General features: G+C 59.7%; 11 protein-coding genes, 2 tRNA genes and 2 pseudogenes. 4 read left to right on the top strand and 11 right to left on the bottom strand.

All coding sequences use genetic code 11. The annotated features are described in order from the left end of the window. Positions 1-173 precede the first annotated feature (173 nt). The 3 genes from pssA (at position 174) to BDD18_RS00875 (ending at position 3,990) form a co-directional block, all read left to right on the top strand. Complete coding sequence (gene pssA / locus BDD18_RS00885; protein ID WP_142080851.1) at positions 174-1,007, top strand: CDP-diacylglycerol--serine O-phosphatidyltransferase; 834 nt, start codon at positions 174-176, stop codon at positions 1,005-1,007. Positions 1,008-1,214: 207 nt separating this feature from the next. Next, positions 1,215-2,753 carry a 2-isopropylmalate synthase gene (locus tag BDD18_RS00880; RefSeq protein ID WP_066787940.1) on the top strand — a complete coding sequence of 513 codons (1,539 nt, stop codon included), beginning with the start codon at positions 1,215-1,217 and terminating at the stop codon, positions 2,751-2,753. Positions 2,754-2,868: 115 nt separating this feature from the next. Next, positions 2,869-3,990, top strand: coding sequence for a serine hydrolase (locus BDD18_RS00875; protein WP_142080848.1), 1,122 nt, complete (start codon positions 2,869-2,871; stop codon positions 3,988-3,990). 53 nt (positions 3,991-4,043) lie between these two features. Here BDD18_RS00875 and BDD18_RS00870 read toward each other — a convergent pair whose 3' ends face one another. From BDD18_RS00870 to BDD18_RS00815, 11 genes and pseudogenes are all read right to left on the bottom strand, one after another. Then, positions 4,044-4,838, bottom strand: coding sequence for an IclR family transcriptional regulator (locus BDD18_RS00870; protein WP_066696493.1), 795 nt, complete (start codon positions 4,836-4,838; stop codon positions 4,044-4,046). Between the two features lie 66 nt (positions 4,839-4,904). After that, on the bottom strand, positions 4,905-5,648 hold the full coding sequence (locus BDD18_RS00865) for an arginyltransferase (RefSeq protein ID WP_066696491.1): 744 nt from the start codon (positions 5,646-5,648) through the stop codon (positions 4,905-4,907). Positions 5,649-5,656: 8 nt separating this feature from the next. Continuing rightward, positions 5,657-6,397, bottom strand: a complete 741-nt coding sequence (aat, locus tag BDD18_RS00860; RefSeq protein WP_142080846.1) for a leucyl/phenylalanyl-tRNA--protein transferase — start codon at positions 6,395-6,397, stop codon at positions 5,657-5,659. 65 nt (positions 6,398-6,462) lie between these two features. Continuing rightward, positions 6,463-7,175 (bottom strand): annotated as a pseudogene (locus tag BDD18_RS00855) (IS5 family transposase). A gap of 195 nt (positions 7,176-7,370) precedes the next feature. Next, positions 7,371-7,446: transfer RNA gene (locus BDD18_RS00850), tRNA-Asn, on the bottom strand. A 51-nt stretch (positions 7,447-7,497) separates the two neighbouring features. Continuing rightward, a tRNA-Asn gene (locus tag BDD18_RS00845) sits at positions 7,498-7,573 on the bottom strand. Between the two features lie 72 nt (positions 7,574-7,645). Then, the gene (locus BDD18_RS00840) at positions 7,646-8,059 is read right to left on the bottom strand and encodes a YbaN family protein (protein ID WP_082758600.1); all 414 of its coding nucleotides are present in this window, start codon (positions 8,057-8,059) and stop codon (positions 7,646-7,648) included. A 286-nt stretch (positions 8,060-8,345) separates the two neighbouring features. Then, positions 8,346-9,434, bottom strand: coding sequence for an IS5 family transposase (locus BDD18_RS00830; protein WP_142080708.1), 1,089 nt, complete (start codon positions 9,432-9,434; stop codon positions 8,346-8,348). A gap of 71 nt (positions 9,435-9,505) precedes the next feature. Next, positions 9,506-10,777 carry an O-acetylhomoserine aminocarboxypropyltransferase/cysteine synthase family protein gene (locus tag BDD18_RS00825; protein ID WP_142080844.1) on the bottom strand — a complete coding sequence of 424 codons (1,272 nt, stop codon included), beginning with the start codon at positions 10,775-10,777 and terminating at the stop codon, positions 9,506-9,508. 170 nt (positions 10,778-10,947) lie between these two features. Further along, positions 10,948-13,643, bottom strand: a pseudogene (locus BDD18_RS00820) (cation-translocating P-type ATPase). 54 nt (positions 13,644-13,697) lie between these two features. Next, positions 13,698-15,701, bottom strand: a complete 2,004-nt coding sequence (locus BDD18_RS00815; RefSeq protein WP_142080842.1) for a peptidase U32 family protein — start codon at positions 15,699-15,701, stop codon at positions 13,698-13,700. Positions 15,702-15,934: 233 nt separating this feature from the next. Here BDD18_RS00815 and BDD18_RS00810 point away from each other — a divergent pair, with 233 nt between their 5' ends. Further along, entirely contained in the window at positions 15,935-17,074 is a 1,140-nt protein-coding gene (locus tag BDD18_RS00810) for a branched-chain amino acid ABC transporter substrate-binding protein (RefSeq protein ID WP_066698908.1), read from the top strand. The last annotated feature ends 112 nt before the right edge of the window (positions 17,075-17,186 follow it).

Genomic DNA, 17,186 nt, shown 5'->3' with positions numbered 1-17,186 from the left:
ATCCAAGGGCCACTTCGGTGGCCCTTTTCATTGGTCGATCGCAGCATGGGTAACGGCTACACTCGTCCTTTGCCCGTTTGAGGGTGGTGGACATCGCAGCTTCCCGGGATTCTGCGTTGCTACAAATATAATAGCTGTTTGCGCTTGTCCACAAAGCGCTGGAGGTTTGTTTGATGCACGATGGCAATGAGTCCCGCAACAACCACGGTGTCTCGGTGCGCAAGCGGCGCAAGGGTATCTATATCTTGCCCAATCTGTTCACGCTGGCGGCTTTGTTTGGGGGCTTTTATTCCGTTGTGATGGCCATGAATGGCCGCTTCGACATGGCCGCTGTGGGTGTCTTCTGTGCCATGGTGCTCGATAGCCTGGATGGGCGCGTGGCCCGCATGACCAACACCCAGAGTGCCTTTGGCGAACAGATGGATTCGCTCTCGGACATGGTGTCGTTTGGCGCCGCACCGGCCTTGATTGCCTATGAGTGGGCGTTGCAGGGTTTGGGCAAGTGGGGGTGGACTGCTGCGTTTGTCTACTGTGCTTGCGCTGCGTTGCGTCTGGCTCGCTTCAATGTGAACACTGGGGTCGTGGACAAACGTTACTTCCAAGGTCTGCCGTCTCCTGCGGCTGCGGCGTTGGTGGCTGGCTTTATTTGGTTGATGACCGAACTGGGCGTGCGGCCGGGTGAGGATTCTTGGCTTAGCTGGTCGCAGATCACGTGGATCATGTTTGCCTTCACGCTGTATGCGGGTCTCACCATGGTCACCAATGTGCCGTTCTACAGCTTCAAAGACGTGCAGATGAAAAAGAGCGTGCCTTTCGCAGCCATCGTGCTCATCGCGCTGGTGATTGCCGTCATCAATATCCATCCCCCCATCGTGCTGTTTGGCATTTTTGTTCTGTATGGCATGAGCGGCTATGGCGTTTATGCCTGGCGCAAGGCCAAGGGTCAGCATAGCAGTGTGATCAGCACCTCCACCGATGAGCCCGAAGAGCGTGGGCTTCACAAATGAGGGTAAGGCAGATGGATGACTTGTGCTACATTGCAATGCATGAATATGTTTGCACTGGCTCTACTGCTATCTCCCCACGGGCGGAGACGGTAGGCGCACGCGCACACTTTTTCTCAAAGGCCCGTATGCACCCGCAACGGGCCTTTTTCTTTGGGCATCCAATTTCAAGCGTTGCGGGTTAACCCCACCAGTACCAGGAGAGACGACATGGCAGACAAACTCATCATTTTCGACACCACTTTGCGTGACGGTGAACAGTCCCCCGGGGCTTCCATGACCAAAGACGAGAAGCTGCGCATTGCGCGCCAGCTGGAGCGTCTGAAGGTGGATGTGATCGAAGCCGGGTTTGCTGCCAGCTCGAACGGTGATTTTGAGGCAGTGCAGTCCATCGCCAATGCCATCAAGGACTCGACCATTTGCTCGCTGTCCCGCGCCAATGACCGCGATATTTCCCGTGCTGCCGAGGCTCTCAGGGGTGCCAATTCAGCGCGCATTCACACCTTCATCGCCACGTCTCCGTTGCACATGGAGAAGAAGCTGCGCATGACTCCGGAGCAGGTGCTGGAGCAAGCAAAGCAATCGGTACGCTTTGCGCGCAATTTGGTGGCCGACATCGAGTTCAGCCCTGAGGACGGCTACCGCAGCGAGCCAGATTTTCTGTGCCGTGTGCTGGAGGCGGTCATCGCGGAGGGTGCAACTACCATCAACGTGCCTGATACGGTGGGCTACGCAATTCCTGAGCTGTACGGCAACTTCATCAAAACGCTGCGTGAGCGTATTCCCAATAGCGACAAGGCCATCTGGTCTGTGCACTGCCACAACGACTTGGGCATGGCTGTAGCCAACTCGCTGGCTGGCGTGATGATTGGTGGTGCGCGTCAGGTGGAATGCACTATCAACGGGCTGGGCGAACGCGCTGGTAATTGCTCGTTGGAAGAAGTGGTCATGGCCATCAAAACCCGTCGTGATTACTTCAACCTGGATTTGGCGATCGACACCCAGCACATCGTGGCGGCCAGCCGCATGGTCAGCCAGACCACTGGCTTTGTGGTGCAGCCCAACAAGGCGGTGGTCGGCGCCAACGCTTTTGCACACGCTTCTGGTATTCACCAGGACGGTGTGCTCAAGGCCCGTGACACCTACGAAATCATGCGTGCGGAAGACGTGGGCTGGAGTGCCAACAAAATCGTGCTGGGCAAGCTTAGCGGGCGTAACGCCTTTAAGCAACGCTTGCAGGAACTGGGCGTCAGTCTTGAGAGCGAGACGGAACTCAACACGGCGTTCACTCGTTTCAAGGAACTTGCTGATCGCAAGAGCGAGATCTTTGATGAGGACATTCTGGCCCTGGTGAGCGATGAGAGTGTTACCAGTGAGCGCGAGCAATATGGGTTTGTATCGTTGGCTCAGCAAAGTGAAACTGGTGAGCAGCCACGTGCCCGCGTAGTTTTCACGGTAGATGGCGTGGAAGTGCGTGGAGAGTCTGTTGGCAACGGTCCTGTGGACGCATCGTTGAAGGCGATTGAGTCGCACGTCAAAAGTGGTGCCGAGATGGTGCTCTATTCTGTGAACGCCATCAGTGGCTCCACAGAGAGTCAAGGCGAAGTGACGGTGCGATTGCAAAACAGCGGCCGCGTCGTCAACGGCGTGGGTGCCGATCCTGACATCGTGGTGGCCTCTGCCAAAGCTTATCTGAGCGCGCTGAATAAATTACAAAGTAAAGCAGACAGAGTGGCCGCCCAAGGTTGAGTAAGCAATTTATAATTCAACCAATTTCGTTAAAAGTCGTGCAAGGTCTTGATCTTGCGCGACTTTTTTTGATTCTGTACACTGCCACACATTCCTTTACGTTTGGAGCACCTGGATGCAACATCGCTTTCGCACCGCAGTGAGCCGGATTGCCTCCATCTTGGGTCTTGTCATCGTCAGTTCCGCGCTCATCGCCCCCTCTGCAAATGCCGCAGAGCGCAAGCGAGCTACCGTCAAAAAGGTGGCACCTTCAGCCACCGCCTCCACCAAAAAAACTGCTGATCGCCGTGTGGCCGTGACCCTGCGTTCTTCTGATCGCCAGGCCAACGACCGTCGGCGCGTGAGTGCGAAAGCCGGGGTTCGCCCCGTCAAGGCTTCGGCTGTTTCGCGTGCTCCGGCGGTCCCGGCCAAGTTGTCATTTGGGCAGATGGCTGGGTTGCATGAGGTGTCTGATCCCTTGGATTTGAAGTCGAGCGTTGCCTTGGTCATTGACCAAGACACGAGTGAAGTGTTGCTGAGCAAGAACGATCATGCTGTTTTGCCGATTGCATCCCTCACCAAACTGATGACAGGTCTCATCATCAGCGAGGCCAAGTTACCGATGGATGAACCCATTACCATCACCCAGGATGATGTAGATACAGAAAAGGGAAGCCGGTCCCGTTTGAGCGTAGGCACTACCCTGACCCGTGGCGAGATGCTCCACTTGGCGTTGATGTCCAGCGAGAATCGTGCGGCGCATGCCCTTGGACGTACTTACCCCGGCGGCTTGGCTACGTTCGTGAGCCTCATGAACGCGAAGGCTCGCATGCTTGGCATGACAGATACGCGTTATGTGGAACCGACTGGTTTATCAAGCCAGAACCAAGCCAGTGCACGTGACCTAGCCACCCTGGTGAATGTGGCTCATGGGGATCCAGTGCTGCGGGAGTTGTCTACGTCGCCCAGCTATGAAGTGGCTGTAGGGCGCAAGACGCTGCAGTACAACAACACGAATGGTCTGGTGAAAAACCCTACTTGGGACATCGGTCTTCAGAAGACAGGCTACATCTCCGAAGCCGGTCGTTGCTTGGTGATGCAGGCCGAGGTTGCAGGACGCAAGCTGATCATGGTTTTCCTGGACTCTGCGGGTAAGTTCAGCCGTCTGGGAGATGCAGAGCGGGTGAGAAACTGGGTGGAGTCAGCCCGCGCTTTTGGAGCGCCCAAGATGACGGCCCAAAAAGGAAGCCACGGTTGATAGCCGGCGCTTTTGAAGCCCAGGGTATCGAAGGTGCCCTGGGCTTTGCTATTTCAGGGGCTCGCTGTGCGGTCGGGCGTGTATCCCAGTGCCAATGAAATTTCTTGCGCTGTGGCCTGAAGTTTTGGTAGCCAGCCTTCGTCCAGCCGATCCGCTGGTGCAGAAATCGAAAGGCCTGCCACCAGTTTGCCTTGGTCGTCATAAACGCCGGCGGCAATGCATCGAACGCCCAATTCCAGTTCTTCGTTGTCGCGGGCAATGCCATATTGCCGTGCTTTTGCCAACTCGCGCTCCAAAATGGGTAGTTGGGTAATGCTGTTGCGGGTATGCCCGGCCAGCCCAGTACGGGTTGCGTAAGCGCGTACGCGTTGCGGGTCATCCAGTGCCAGAAATAATTTTCCGGTAGAGGTTAAGTGCAAAGGCGCTCTGCCGCCAATGGCGCGAACCACTTGCATACCAGATCGCTCACTGTAGGCCCGTTCGATGTAAACAATTTCGTCTCCTTGGCGCATGCTCAGGTTGACGGGTTGTTGGATGAGCTTGTGCAGGTTGCGCATAGGCACCAATGCAGCATCTCGCACGCTCAAGCGGGCTTTGACGAGATTGCCCAGCTCCAACAGGCGCATTCCTAGGCGATAGCTGCCAGATTCTGGTCGATCAACAAATCGACCGATGGTCAAGTCGTTCAGGATGCGGTGTGTGGTGGAGGGGTGCAGCCCTGTCTTTTCACTGATTTCCTTCAATGAGATGGCATCTTCGCGTGAGGCCAAGACATCTATCAGGGTAAACATCCGTTCAAGGACTTGTACGCTTGGTTTCGCTGGGATATCTGAATCTATTTTTTTCATGGGCTATGACGCAGCATGTGCTACTGCATCTTACCTTGTGAAATGTGATCCCGCCTTGCGTGAGTGTCAGCCAGATGCCTGTCGCTGCCAGCGCTGGTCTTCCAGGATTTCGCTGGGTTTGAAGCGGGCTTTGTAAGCCATCTTTGGGCTTTCTTGGATCCAATACCCCAAGTAAACATAAGGGAGGCTCAGTTTTCGTGCCTGTGCTACCTGCCAGAGCACGTTGTAAGTCCCGTAGCTTGAACGCTCATCTGGCTCAAAGAACGTGTAGACCGCCGAAATCCCGTCATCTAGCACATCGAGAATGGAGACCATTTTGAGTGTTCCCGGTATGCCGTCATGCCCTGGCTCTCGAAATTCCACCAATCGCGAATTGACTCTGCTTTGCAGCAGAAACTGCGTGTACTGGTCAATATTGTCCTGATCCATACCGCCACCAGGATGTCGGGCTTTTTGGTAGCGCTGGTACAGCTGATAGTGCTCGGGAAGGAAGCACAAACGCAAGATGTGGGCTTGCAGGTGCTGATGGCGTGCCTGCGCCCTTAGCTGACTGCGATCAGGCAAAAACTCATCAGCGACGATGCGCAATGGCTTGCAGGCTTGGCAGCCATCGCAATATGGGCGGTAAGTGAACATGCCGCTGCGCCTGAATCCCTTGTTCACCAAGTCCGAATAAACGGAATTCTGAATGAGGTGGCTGGGGGTTGCTACTTGCGAGCGTGCCACCCTGTCTGGCAGGTAGCTGCAGGGGTAGGGCGCCGTAGCGTAGTACTGCAGCGTGTGCAGTGGCAGGTCATTGAGTTGCGTCATGCCTTGTTTCAGCGGGACAGTAACTGCGACCAGTATACGGATTCAAAAAACCATTGAGGGTCCGGTTCGCTTGAAAGGGCCTGAATGTCAGCAACGAATGCTTTGCGTGGTATTTCTGCTGCCCCCAAAGATGCCAGGTGTCTGGTGTTTTGTTGACAGTCGATCCAAGGCACGCCCTGCGCTTTTGCGATGCACACCAATGCAGCCAGTGCAATTTTCGAGGCGTCTGTCACATGTGCAAACATGGATTCGCCGAACACCGCCTTGCCCAGTGCTACGAAGTAAAGACCTCCGATTAACCTGTCATCGACCCAGGTTTCCACGCTGTGCGCCACGCCCAGGGCATGAAGTTGTTCATATGCCTCCACCATGGATGGAACGATCCAAGTACCGTTTTGACCTTTTCTGCTCTGGGTGGCGCAAGTTCGGATCACCCGTGAGAACGCCTTGTCTACAGTGACTGAGCACTCTGGCGATTTTTGGAATTTTTTGAGAGTCTTGCGCAACGAAGGGTGTAGCTTGAACTGGTTCACCTGGAGCACCATCCGTGGGTCTGGAGCCCACCAGAGAATGGGCTGACCATGGCTAAACCAGGGAAAGGTACCTTGAGCGTAGGCACGACACAAAGTCTCGGTATCGAGTGTGCCGCCTGCGGCCAGTAGTCCCGGCGCCGGTGTATCAAGTCCCCATGCGGATTCAGGTGTGGGGAATGGGTCCCCAGGGGCGAGCCAAGGCAGTGCGACGTCCATAGGTTATGCAGATAGAAATCTTCAGCGAGCGGTTCAAGTGTGACTAAGCTAGGGTCTGTTGAGAATTACCGAGAGTTGATAACCCCAGCTGCGAGATAGATCATCGCTGCGAAGCTGCTATCCGTCTTGTCGCTGCGCATTGCGATACGTTTGAACTCCTTGAGCTTGCAAAAGAAGTTCTCGATCAAGTGGCGCCATTTGTAGACCTCCAGGTCAATCTCCAGTGGCGCTCTCCTGCGGGGCATCTGTGAGATCACCACCTGCGCCCCGCGCTTACCCAACTCCTGGATCAGCCAATTCACATCGAAGGCCTTGTCGGCAAGCAAGGCATCAAAGCGCACATCGGCAATCAGCTCTCTGACCCCTTTGGTGTCGTGGCGCTGCCCTGGCATCAAGACGAACTTCACCAGATTGCCCAATGCATCCGTCAGCGCCAGTATCTTCGTGGTCATGCCGCCCCTCGAGTGGCCTATGGCCTGGCCCGAAGTCCCCCTTTTGCCCCCTGGCCGTGCCGATGCACTTTCACAATCGTGGCATCCACCATCGCATATTCCATGTCCGGCTGCTCGCTCACTGCATCGAACAGACGTTGGAACACATCGGCCTTAACCCAGTCTCTAAAGCGTTTGAACACCGTGTTCCACTTGCCGAACTCTGGCGGCAGGTCTCGCCAGGGGCTGCCTGTGCGGGCAATCCACAGCACTGCCTCAACGAAGCGGCGGTTGTCTGTGCCGCTGCGTCCAGGATCACTTGGCTTGCCAAGGCATTGAGGCTCCATCTTGGCCCATTGCTCGTCTGTCAGTACCCATCGAATGCTCATGCGCCTATTGCATCACATCCATTCACGCATCTCAGAATGATTCTCAACAGACCCTAGCGTTTTAGACGGAGTTGGTCATGATTCCGTATTTGTCGTCTGCATAGATGTTCGGGCAAAAAAAAACCCTGCACTTTGCAGTGCAGGGTTTTTGATTGGCTCCTCGACCTGGGCTCGAACCAGGGACCTACGGATTAACAGTCCGGCGCTCTACCGACTGAGCTATCGAGGAATAATCGGTATGGTTTTGCTTTACTGAGATTTGCAAAGCTATCTAAATTTTTGGCTCCTCGACCTGGGCTCGAACCAGGGACCTACGGATTAACAGTCCGGCGCTCTACCGACTGAGCTATCGAGGAACAAGACTTAGATTATATACACAAAATTGTGTGCTCCTCAACATTCTCGCGTTTTGTTTGAAGACTCTGTCTTCAAGGCTCAGGGCGGCGCCACAACCAAGCCAAGACAATGGCCATGCACGCAATGGCTGTAGCAGTTGCCCAGCGAGGTGCGTTGCTGAACAACAGGATGACCACGCTCGATGACATCACTGCTGAAGCTGTCCATTTGGCCTTGCGGCTGACGCAACCGCCACTGGCCCAGTTTTGAAGCATTGGGCCGAACAACCGATGATTCCACAGCCATCGGTAAAGGGGCGGGGAACTCTTTGCGGCGGCCCAGGCCGCCAACAAGATGAACATCGTGGTGGGCAGCCCGGGAACAAAGATACCCACTATTCCCAGTGCCAAATTGAATATGGCAAATACCAAGAGAATGCCCCGAACCAATACGGGAAGGGGCCGTAGTGGTGCGGGTTCGGGGGATTTGGCCCTGTCTTGATCCATGCGCGCATTGTGCCCGCAAGGCATCAGCGCCTCGTGCCTACGTGGGGCGCTCGGCTATCTGTGAATGCGGAATGGCGTCATGGATAGGTCTTCGAGCATTGGCAGGTCATCACACTTGATCTAGTGCATTCTTTAGCAGGCCGTTGAAAAAGTGGGCATCGAACGCATCAGGGACGCTGTTTTCGAAGAAACGAGTGGCCCAGACGCGTCTGCGCAGCGATTGCACCGGCCAATCTGGCCTGTTTGCAGGCCATCTCGCCCATTTCGGGCGCACGTATCCCCGGGCTCACGCATGATGCGCGTCCCACCAGCCGCCGATGCTGCCCATGCGCACCAGGTTGTAGGTGGCAAAGCACAGCAGCGCCTGACCCGTGAGCTTGGCCTGACCGATGAGCTTGGTCTTGGCCAGACCACCCACGGTCTTGATCCAGCCAAAGGCCTCCTCAATGCGCTTGCGCACCTTCTGACTGGTCTTGTAGCCCTCGTGTCGGGTGATCCGGGCATCCACCGCCGAGTGCTTGTCCTTGGCCGCCACGTGCGGCGTGACCTTGAGCTTTCGGCAGCCCTTGATGAAGGCCTTGCTGTCGTAGCCCTTGTCGGCCCCGACCGTAGCCCGCTTGTTCTTGTTGTCCCGACGCTTCAACATGGCCAGCGCCGCCTCGCGCTCGGCGGTGCCGCTGGCATGGGTGATCTCCACGTCCACGATCAGACCGTTGCGGTTTTCCATGAGGATGTGCGCCATGTGGCACAGGCGAGCCTTGTCGCCCGCGCTCTTCTTGAACAGCCGGGCATCGGGGTCCGTGGTACTGGCGTGGGTGTCGTTGCAGCGCTGCTGTCCTTTGAAGTCCACCTCGGGATTGCGCCCCTCAGTCGGGGTTTGGTCGTCGTCCCGGCGCTTGAAACTTTTGTGCGAGGCCCAGGCCTCGATCAGCGTGCCGTCCACGCTGAAGTGTTCGTCGCTGGTCAACTTCGCCCAATCGGCGGTGTGCTTGACCCGCTCGAAGAAGGCGCGGGCCAAGTCTTCGTTGAAGAGCCGCTCGCGGTTGGCGCTGAAGGTGGAGTGGTCCCAGACCTTGTCCTCGATGTTCAGGCCCACGAACCAGCGGTACAGCAGGTTGTAGTTGACCGCTTCGACCAACTGGCGCTCGCTGCGGATGGAGAACAGGATCTGCAGCAGCAGGGCCTTGAGCAGCATCTCCGGCGGCACCGAGGGGCGGCCCCGGCGGGCGTACACCGCGTCGAACTCGCGGTTCATCGTCGCCAGCAGCGCATCGACTGCGGCGCGCAGTTTGCGCAGCGGGTGTGTCTGCGGCACGCGCTCTTCAAGGCTGATGTAGCTGAACATCGCCCCCTGGAAGTCTTGGTTGCCTCTCATCGTCCTCGTCTGGGTTGTTCGCCGATGGCTTCAGATCGTACTGGCCGACGCCAGCGTCGGCGGGGGATTTTTCAACGGCCTGTTAGGTCTGCAAGCAGATCATCAATGTGCTCGATGCCCACCGACAGGCGCACCATACCTTCGCTGACCCCCGCCTTGGCCAGCTCCTCGGGGTTGAGCTGGCGGTGGGTGGTGGACGCTGGGTGCGTGGCCAGCGACTTGGCATCGCCGATGTTCACGAGGCGCGTGAACAGGCCCAGTGCATCTAGGAGTCGGGCGCCTGCCGCGCGTGGGTCAGCGTCACCGGCCTTCAGGCCAAAGCTCAGGATGCCCGATGCGCGCCCGCCCATCTGGCGTTGCGCCACGGCGTGGTCGGCATGGTCGGGAAGGCCCGCGTAGCGCACCCATTCCACCTTGGGGTGGCTTTGCAGGAACTTCGCCAGCGCCAGCGTGTTGTCGCAGATGCGGTCCATGCGCAGCGGCAGGGTCTCGATGCCCTGCAGCGTCAGCCAGGCGTTGAACGGCGAGAGCGCCGCGCCCATGTTGCGCAGCGGCACCACGCGTGCGCGGCCGATGAACGCCGCCGGGCCCAGGGCCTCGGTATAGACCACGCCGTGGTAGCTCACGTCGGGCTCGTTCAGGCGCTTGAAACGTTCCTTGTGCTGGGCCCAGGGGAACTTGCCGCTGTCCACGATGATGCCGCCGATGCTGTTGCCATGGCCGTTCATGTACTTGGTGAGCGCGTGCACCACGATGTCGGCGCCGTGCTCGATGGGGCGGCACAGGTAGGGGCTGGGCACGGTGTTGTCCACGATCAGCGGCACGCCGTGGTCGTGCGCCACCTTGGCCAGCGCGGCGATGTCGGTCACGTTGCCCAGCGGGTTGCCGATGGATTCGCAGAACACGGCCTTGGTACGCACGTCGATCAGCTTGGCAAAGCTGGCGGGGTCGCGCGGGTCGGCAAAGCGCACTTCGATGCCTTGCTGCGGGAAGGTGTGGGCAAACAGGTTGTAGGTGCCGCCATAGAGCGTGCTGGCGGAGACGATGTTGTCGCCGGCCTCGGCAATGGTCTGGATGGCTGCCGTGATGGCCGCCATGCCCGAGGCCACGGCCAGCGCGGCCACGCCGCCTTCGAGTGCTGCGACGCGCTTTTCGAGCACGTCAGTGGTGGGGTTCATGATGCGCGTGTAGATGTTGCCCGGCACTTTCAGGTCGAACAGGTCGGCCCCATGCTGGGCGCTGTCAAACGCATAGGCCACCGTCTGGTACAGGGGCACGGCGGCAGACTTGGTGGTGGGGTCGGGGCTGTAGCCAGCGTGTACGGCCAGGGTTTCGATTTTCATGGAAGCTGTCTCTTTCGTTGAAGGGAAGGGAGTGGGGCAACCGGCCTCCACCCGTGCCGGGGGCGAAGCCGAATGTGCCGATGGCGCGGGCCATTCTGGCACCGCTGGCCCACGGCGTCATCGAATCGTTGGCTATGTGCTTATGACGTTATTGCGTGCCCAGAGCACCCTCAGGTCGCAGGCTCGTCCAGGGCGCTGTCGCTGGGCTCTGGCGTGGTGCGCCGCTGCGGCTGGCTGCGTCGCCATGCCTTCTCGATTTCGACCACCACCAGCACCACCAGCGCGGCGCCGATGCACAGCGCCAGCTCGCCCAGGCTCAGTGGTTCGGTGCGGAAGATGGGGTTGAGCCAGGGCACATAGATGGTCGCCAACTGCAGCGCAAAGGTGAGCAGCACGGCGCACAGCAGCGGGCGGTTGCTCCACAGGCCCAGGCGCCAGATGGGCTCGGACTCGGACCGGATCGCGATCACATGCGCCATCTGCGCCAGCGTGAGCACGGTGAACACCATGGTTTGCCAGTGCGCGCGTGGCCGGTGTGCAGGGCCCAGGCCTGCACTGCCAGGCACAGCCCGCCAATGAGCAGGCCCACGCCCAGAATGTGCTGCCACATGCCATGCGCAAACAAGCTCTCGCGCGGCGCGCGGGGCGGGCGCTGCATGATGCCGCGCTCGGCCGGTTCGGCCGCCAGCGCCAGGCCCGGCAGGCCATCAGTGACCAGGTTGACCCACAGGATGTGGATGGGCAGCAGAGGAATGGGCAACAGCAATAGCGGCGCAAGGAAGATGGTCCAGATCTCGCCCGAGTTGCCGGTCATCGCGTAGCGCACAAACTTGCGGATGTTGTCGTAAATGCGGCGGCCTTCGCGCACCGCTGCGACGATGGTGGCGAAGTTGTCGTCCAGCAGCACCAGGCTCGACGCCTCGCGCGCCACGTCCGTGCCGCCCTGGCCCATGGCCACGCCGATGTCGGCGCGCTTGAGCGCCGGGGCGTCGTTCACACCATCGCCGGTCATGGCGACGAAGTGGCCCTGGGCCTGCAGGGCCTCGACGATGCGGATCTTTTGCGCCGGGTCCACGCGGGCGTAGACCTGCACCTGCTCCACCTTGGCCCGCAGCGCGGCGTCGTCCAGCGTGGCCAGGTCGGCGCCGGTGAGTACCGGAGCATCGGCACTGCGCGCGATACCCAGCCGGTGCGCAATGGCGCGTGCGGTGGCTGGGTGGTCGCCCGTGATCATCACCGGCGTGATGCCCGCGCTGATGCAGTCGCGCACTGCGGCCTGGGCCTCGGGGCGGGGTGGATCGATAAGGGCGATCAGGCCCAGCAGCTCCAGCTGGTTTTCTACCGCGTCGATATCGTTGGTGTCGGGTAGGCGGGCGTGGCTGCGGCGGGCCAGCGCCAGCACGCGCAGACCCTGGGCGGCCAGCTGCTGGGCGGTGGCGAGGACCCGGGCGGTGTCGAGGGCGGCAGCGCCTTCGGGCGTCCAGTGGGCGGTGCAGCGGGGCAGCAAGGATTCGGGCGCGCCCTTGGTGTAGGCCACAAAGCCGTGCGCTGCACGGTGGAAGGTCGTCATGCGCTTGCGGTCGGATTCGAAGGGCTGCTCCTGCACGCGGGGGCTGGCGGCGTCGAGCTGGGCCTTGTCCAGCCCGCCCGCGTGGGCGGCCAGCACCAGCGCGGTTTCGGTGGGGTCGCCCAGCCACTGGGTGCCTGACGGACCCTCTTCGCTCTTTGCCTGGAGCGTGGCGTCGTTGCACAGTGCGGCGGCGCGCAGGGCCTCGGCGTGGGCCGCACCGGGCAGGGGGTCGCCGGGCACCCAGCGCACACCGTGCGCCACCAGCAGCTCGGCATGCATGCGGTTCTGCGTGAGCGTGCCCGTCTTGTCCGAGCAGATGGTGGTGACCGACCCCAGCGTTTCCACCGACGGCAGGCGCCGCACCAGCGCGTGCACGGCCACCATGCGGCGCGCACCCAGGGCCAGCAGCACCGTGACCACGGCCGGCAGGGCCTCGGGGATGGCAGCCACGGCCAGGCTGATGGCTGTCAGCGCCATGAGCAGGGGCACTTCGCCGCGCAGGATGCCCACCACAAAAATCACGGCGCAGATGCCCAGCACCGCGATGGCCAAGCGCTTGCCAAAGGCTGCCAGGCGCAGTTGCAGCGGCGTGCTGCGGTCGCCGGTGTCAAGCAGCGTGGCGACCTTGCCCAGCTCGGTGTGCATGCCGGTGGCCACTACTAGCCCGCGTGCGCGGCCATGCGTAGCCGTGGTGCCCTTGAAGGCCATGTTGGTGCGGTCGCCCAGCGCGCCCACGTCTTCGGCCGCCAGGGCTTCGGTCTGCTTGGCCACGGTCACGGATTCACCCGTGAGGGCCGATTCGTCCACCTGTAGCTGCGCAATCTCGATGAGTCGCAGGTCGGCCGGGATCTGGTTGCCAGCCTCCAGCAGCACGATGTCGCCGGGCACCAGCTCAGTAGCGGGCAGGACCTGCACCATGCCGCCGCGCAGCACGGTGGCGTGTGCCGCCGCCAGCTGGCGCAGCGCAGCCATGGCCTGGTCGGCGCGCCAGGCCTGCACAAAGCCGATGACGGCGTTGAGCACTACGATGACGAGGATCACCAGCGTGTCGGTGACTTCGCCCACCAGCCCCGATATGACGGCCGCGCCCAGCAGCACCAGCACCATAAAGTCCTTGAACTGGTCGGCCAGCAGACGCCACCAGGGGCGGTCTTGGGATGCAGCCAGTTCATTGGCGCCATGGGTGGCGTTGCGGCGCTGCGCCTCTTCGGCATGCAGGCCTGCGTCAGGGTTGACGCCATGGGCCTGGGCGACGGCCTCGGTAGGGTGCAGGTGCGGCGCGGTGGATGGGAACATGCGGCAATCGGTGAAACGGGCCGCACGCCCACACAAGGACTTCTTCGCGTTGTCTTAGTGCGCGACTTGCGGCCGGGCTTTGTAGAACTGGAGCGGGGCTTCTGGCACCTGGTTCAGCACCTGGCGCTTGATCTTGCCCACCACGTGCATTTCACAGGGCTTGCAGTCAAAACGCAAGGTCAGCTTTTCCTTGCCATTGATCAACATCAAGGGTTCGGCCTTGATGGTGCCCTGCACGCCGGTCACGCCCTTGGCCTGCTTGGGGCACAGGCTCATGGAAAAGCGCACGCAGTGCTTGGTGATCATGAGGCTGACTTCGCCTTCCTCCTCGTGCGCCTCGTAGGCTGCAGCGATCACCTTCACGCCGTGGCGCACGTAGAAGTCGTGGGCCTTATGGTTGAACACGTTGCCGAGGAACGAGAGCGTGTCTTCGGGGTAGGGCACAGGGGGCTCCACCGGTGTCGCGCGTGGCAGGCGGGCAAAGTTGCGGGCGCGGTTGGCTTCCAGATCGGCCACCGCATCGCGGCGCAGGGCGTTGAGCACTGACGCGGGCACAAACCAGGGCTGTGACAACTGCAGCGCAATGTCATGCACCGCAAACACCGTTGCGCCAAAGCGGCCCAGCTGCTCGCGCAGGCTGGCTTCGGCCTTGGTGGCATCGGTGGCGGGTTGATGCGGCTGCTGTACCTCGGCACACCCCGCGTTGCCGTCTTCGTCGGTCAGCATCAGGCTGAAGCCGCTGGGCGTTTCGCTCAGGTGCGCCCACAGGCCGATGCGGCGGTCGCTGGATTTTTTCTCGAGCGTGCGCACCCAGTCCATGTCGCGGTTGCGGTTGATCTCGGTGCCCTTGCGCAGGTCCTTGAAGCCTTCCATCGGGTCCTTGGGGTACACGCGCCACTGGCCTACGCTGCGTGCCGACACGGGCTCGGCCACGTTGATGGCCATGCCCACCAGCTCCTTGTGCAGGTCGTAGTAGCACAGCCCATCGCCGTTGTGCAGCACGGTGGCGGGGTCGCTCACTTCCAGCTCCACAAAATCGGGGCCCACCTTGGTCACCCAGCCGATTGCCTGGCCAGGGTTCTTGGGGGTGTCGAAGGCGCCGATATCTTCCTTGCGGCCGGTGACGAAGTAGTCGGTGAACTCGCGGTTGAAGTTTTGCGCCGGGTCGGGCGTGAAGGTGAAAGTGGTGCGCCCGCTGGACGAGCGCGACAGCGGCCGGCCCTGGGCCTCGCGCTCTTCGATGATTTCGTCGAGCAAGGTGCGGTAGTAGGCCGTGATGTTCTTCACATAGCCCATGTCTTTGTAGCGGCCCTCAATCTTGAAGCTGCGCACGCCGGCGTCGATGAGGGCGCGCAAGTTATCGCTCTGGTTGTTGTCCTTCATGCTCAGCACGTGCTTGTCGTGCGCAATGATGCGCCCCTGCGCGTCCGTCACCTGATAGGGCAGGCGGCAGGCCTGGCTGCAGTCGCCGCGGTTAGCGCTGCGGCCCGTTTGCGCATGGCTGATGTTGCACTGGCCGCTGTAGGCCACGCAGAGCGCGCCGTGGATGAAGAACTCGATGTTGGCGCGGCCGGGCGCATCCACCGGGCCCAGCGCTTTGTGGACTGCCGCAATCTGCTGCACCGTCAGCTCGCGTGCCAGCACGATTTGCGACAGGCCTGCGTCCTGCAGAAAACGGGCCTTCTCCGGCGTGCGGATGTCGGTCTGGGTGCTGGCGTGCAGTTGGATGGGGGGCAGGTCGATTTCGAGCAGGCCCATGTCCTGGATGATGAGCGCGTCCGCGCCCGCCTCGTACACCTGCCAGGCCATCTGGCGCGCGGCCTCCAGCTCATCGTCGCGCAGGATGGTGTTGAGCGTGATGAAAATGCGGCTGTTGAAGCGGTGGGCGTGCTTCACCAGGCGCTCAATGTCTCGGATGTCATTGCCCGCGCTGGCCCGCGCGCCAAAGGCCGGGCCGCCGATGTAGACGGCATCGGCGCCGTGGTTGATGGCTTCGATGCCAATGTCTGTGTCGCGCGCAGGCGATAGCAGTTCGAGCTGGTGGGGAAGTAGGGACATGTCTCAATTATCGTTCTCGGTAGAAAAGCGCATCTCAGACGCTGCTTTAAACGCCTCGTCAATATGCGCAATCTTGAAGTGGACTAATATGTGAACATAGCATCTGTCCCCCACAAGAGTTGGGCTTGCTAACATGCTGGTCGCTCAGTCGGGCGTTCAGAGTGCGAAAACCCAAGTCAATCAATTTTGGAGATCGTTTCGTGTCTTTTGTTTTTCCTGTATTTCATCAAAACATGCTTCGTTTAGTTTCTCTTCCCCTCGGAGCTGCGGCTGCCTGTGCAGTTATCGCTGGAACGGCACATGCTCAAGACGTTCAAGTTGTAAAAATCGCGCATGGTGGCCCGGTGTCAGGTGGGATTGCCCACATTGGAAAAGATACTGAAAACGGGGTTCGCTTGGCCGTTGAGGATCTGAATGCTCAAGCGTTGGTCATTGGTGGAAAGAAGATCAAATTTGAACTCGCGGCAGAAGACGATGCCGGAGACCCACGGCAAGCTACTGCAGTTGCGCAGAAATTGTGTGATCAAAAAGTAGCTGGTGTGGTGGGGCACCTGCAGTCTGGAACTTCGATTCCAGCTTCAGCTGTCTATGCCAAATGCGACATGCCTCACATCACGGCGTCTGCGTCCAATCCAGACTTAACAAAGCCTGGACACAAGACAACGTTCCGACTGATTGCCAACGACAACGCTCTGGGTGCTGCGTTGGCGTTGTTCGGTGCTGACCACCTCAAAATTAAAACAGTGGCGATCATTGATGATCGCACTGCTTACGGGCAGGGTGTCGCGTCAGTTTTTAAAGCTACAGCGCTACAAAAAGGCGTCAAGGTTGTCGGTGAAGAATTCACCAACGACAAGGCCACAGACTTCATGGCTATCTTGACTTCCATCAAGAACAAAAAGCCTGATGCCATCTTTTACGGTGGATTGGATGCTCAAGCTGGGCCTATGTTGCGTCAAATGGAGCAGCTGGGGTTGTCTGGCGTGAAGTATTTCGGAGGTGATGCTCTGTGCACTGAAAAGCTACCCGAGCTGGCAAGTAAAACTCAAGCGCTCAAGAATGTCACATGCGCTACGGGTGGTGCTTCCGTAGACAAAATGCAAGGTGGGGCTGATTGGAAAAAACGCTACGACGCTAAGTTCCCTGGTCAATTCCAGATCTACAGTCCATACGCTTACGACGCTACGATGGTGTTGGCGGATGCGATGAAGCGCGCTAACTCTGTTGATCCCAGGGTTTTCAACGCGTTCATCTCGAAAACGGAATACAAGGGTGTTACAGCTAACATTGCTTTCACATCCAAGGGGGAGTTGACTACCCCGGCGGTCACTTTGTATACATACAAAGATGGTCGTCGCGTCGCTCTTAACTGATCTCTCACCCTGAGTGGCTATCTAGCACTGGCTCAGGTAGCCGCTTAATGTAGTCGCAGCGGATCACTCAAGCTGTATGTCGTCTGTTTGGTGAATGGCTGCGAAATCTCTG

The organism is Acidovorax temperans, assembly GCF_006716905.1.
GTDB lineage: Bacteria > Pseudomonadota > Gammaproteobacteria > Burkholderiales > Burkholderiaceae_C > Acidovorax > Acidovorax temperans.
The sequence above is the reverse complement of the archived record's forward strand: the minus strand, read 5'-3'. Positions and strand labels throughout refer to the sequence as shown.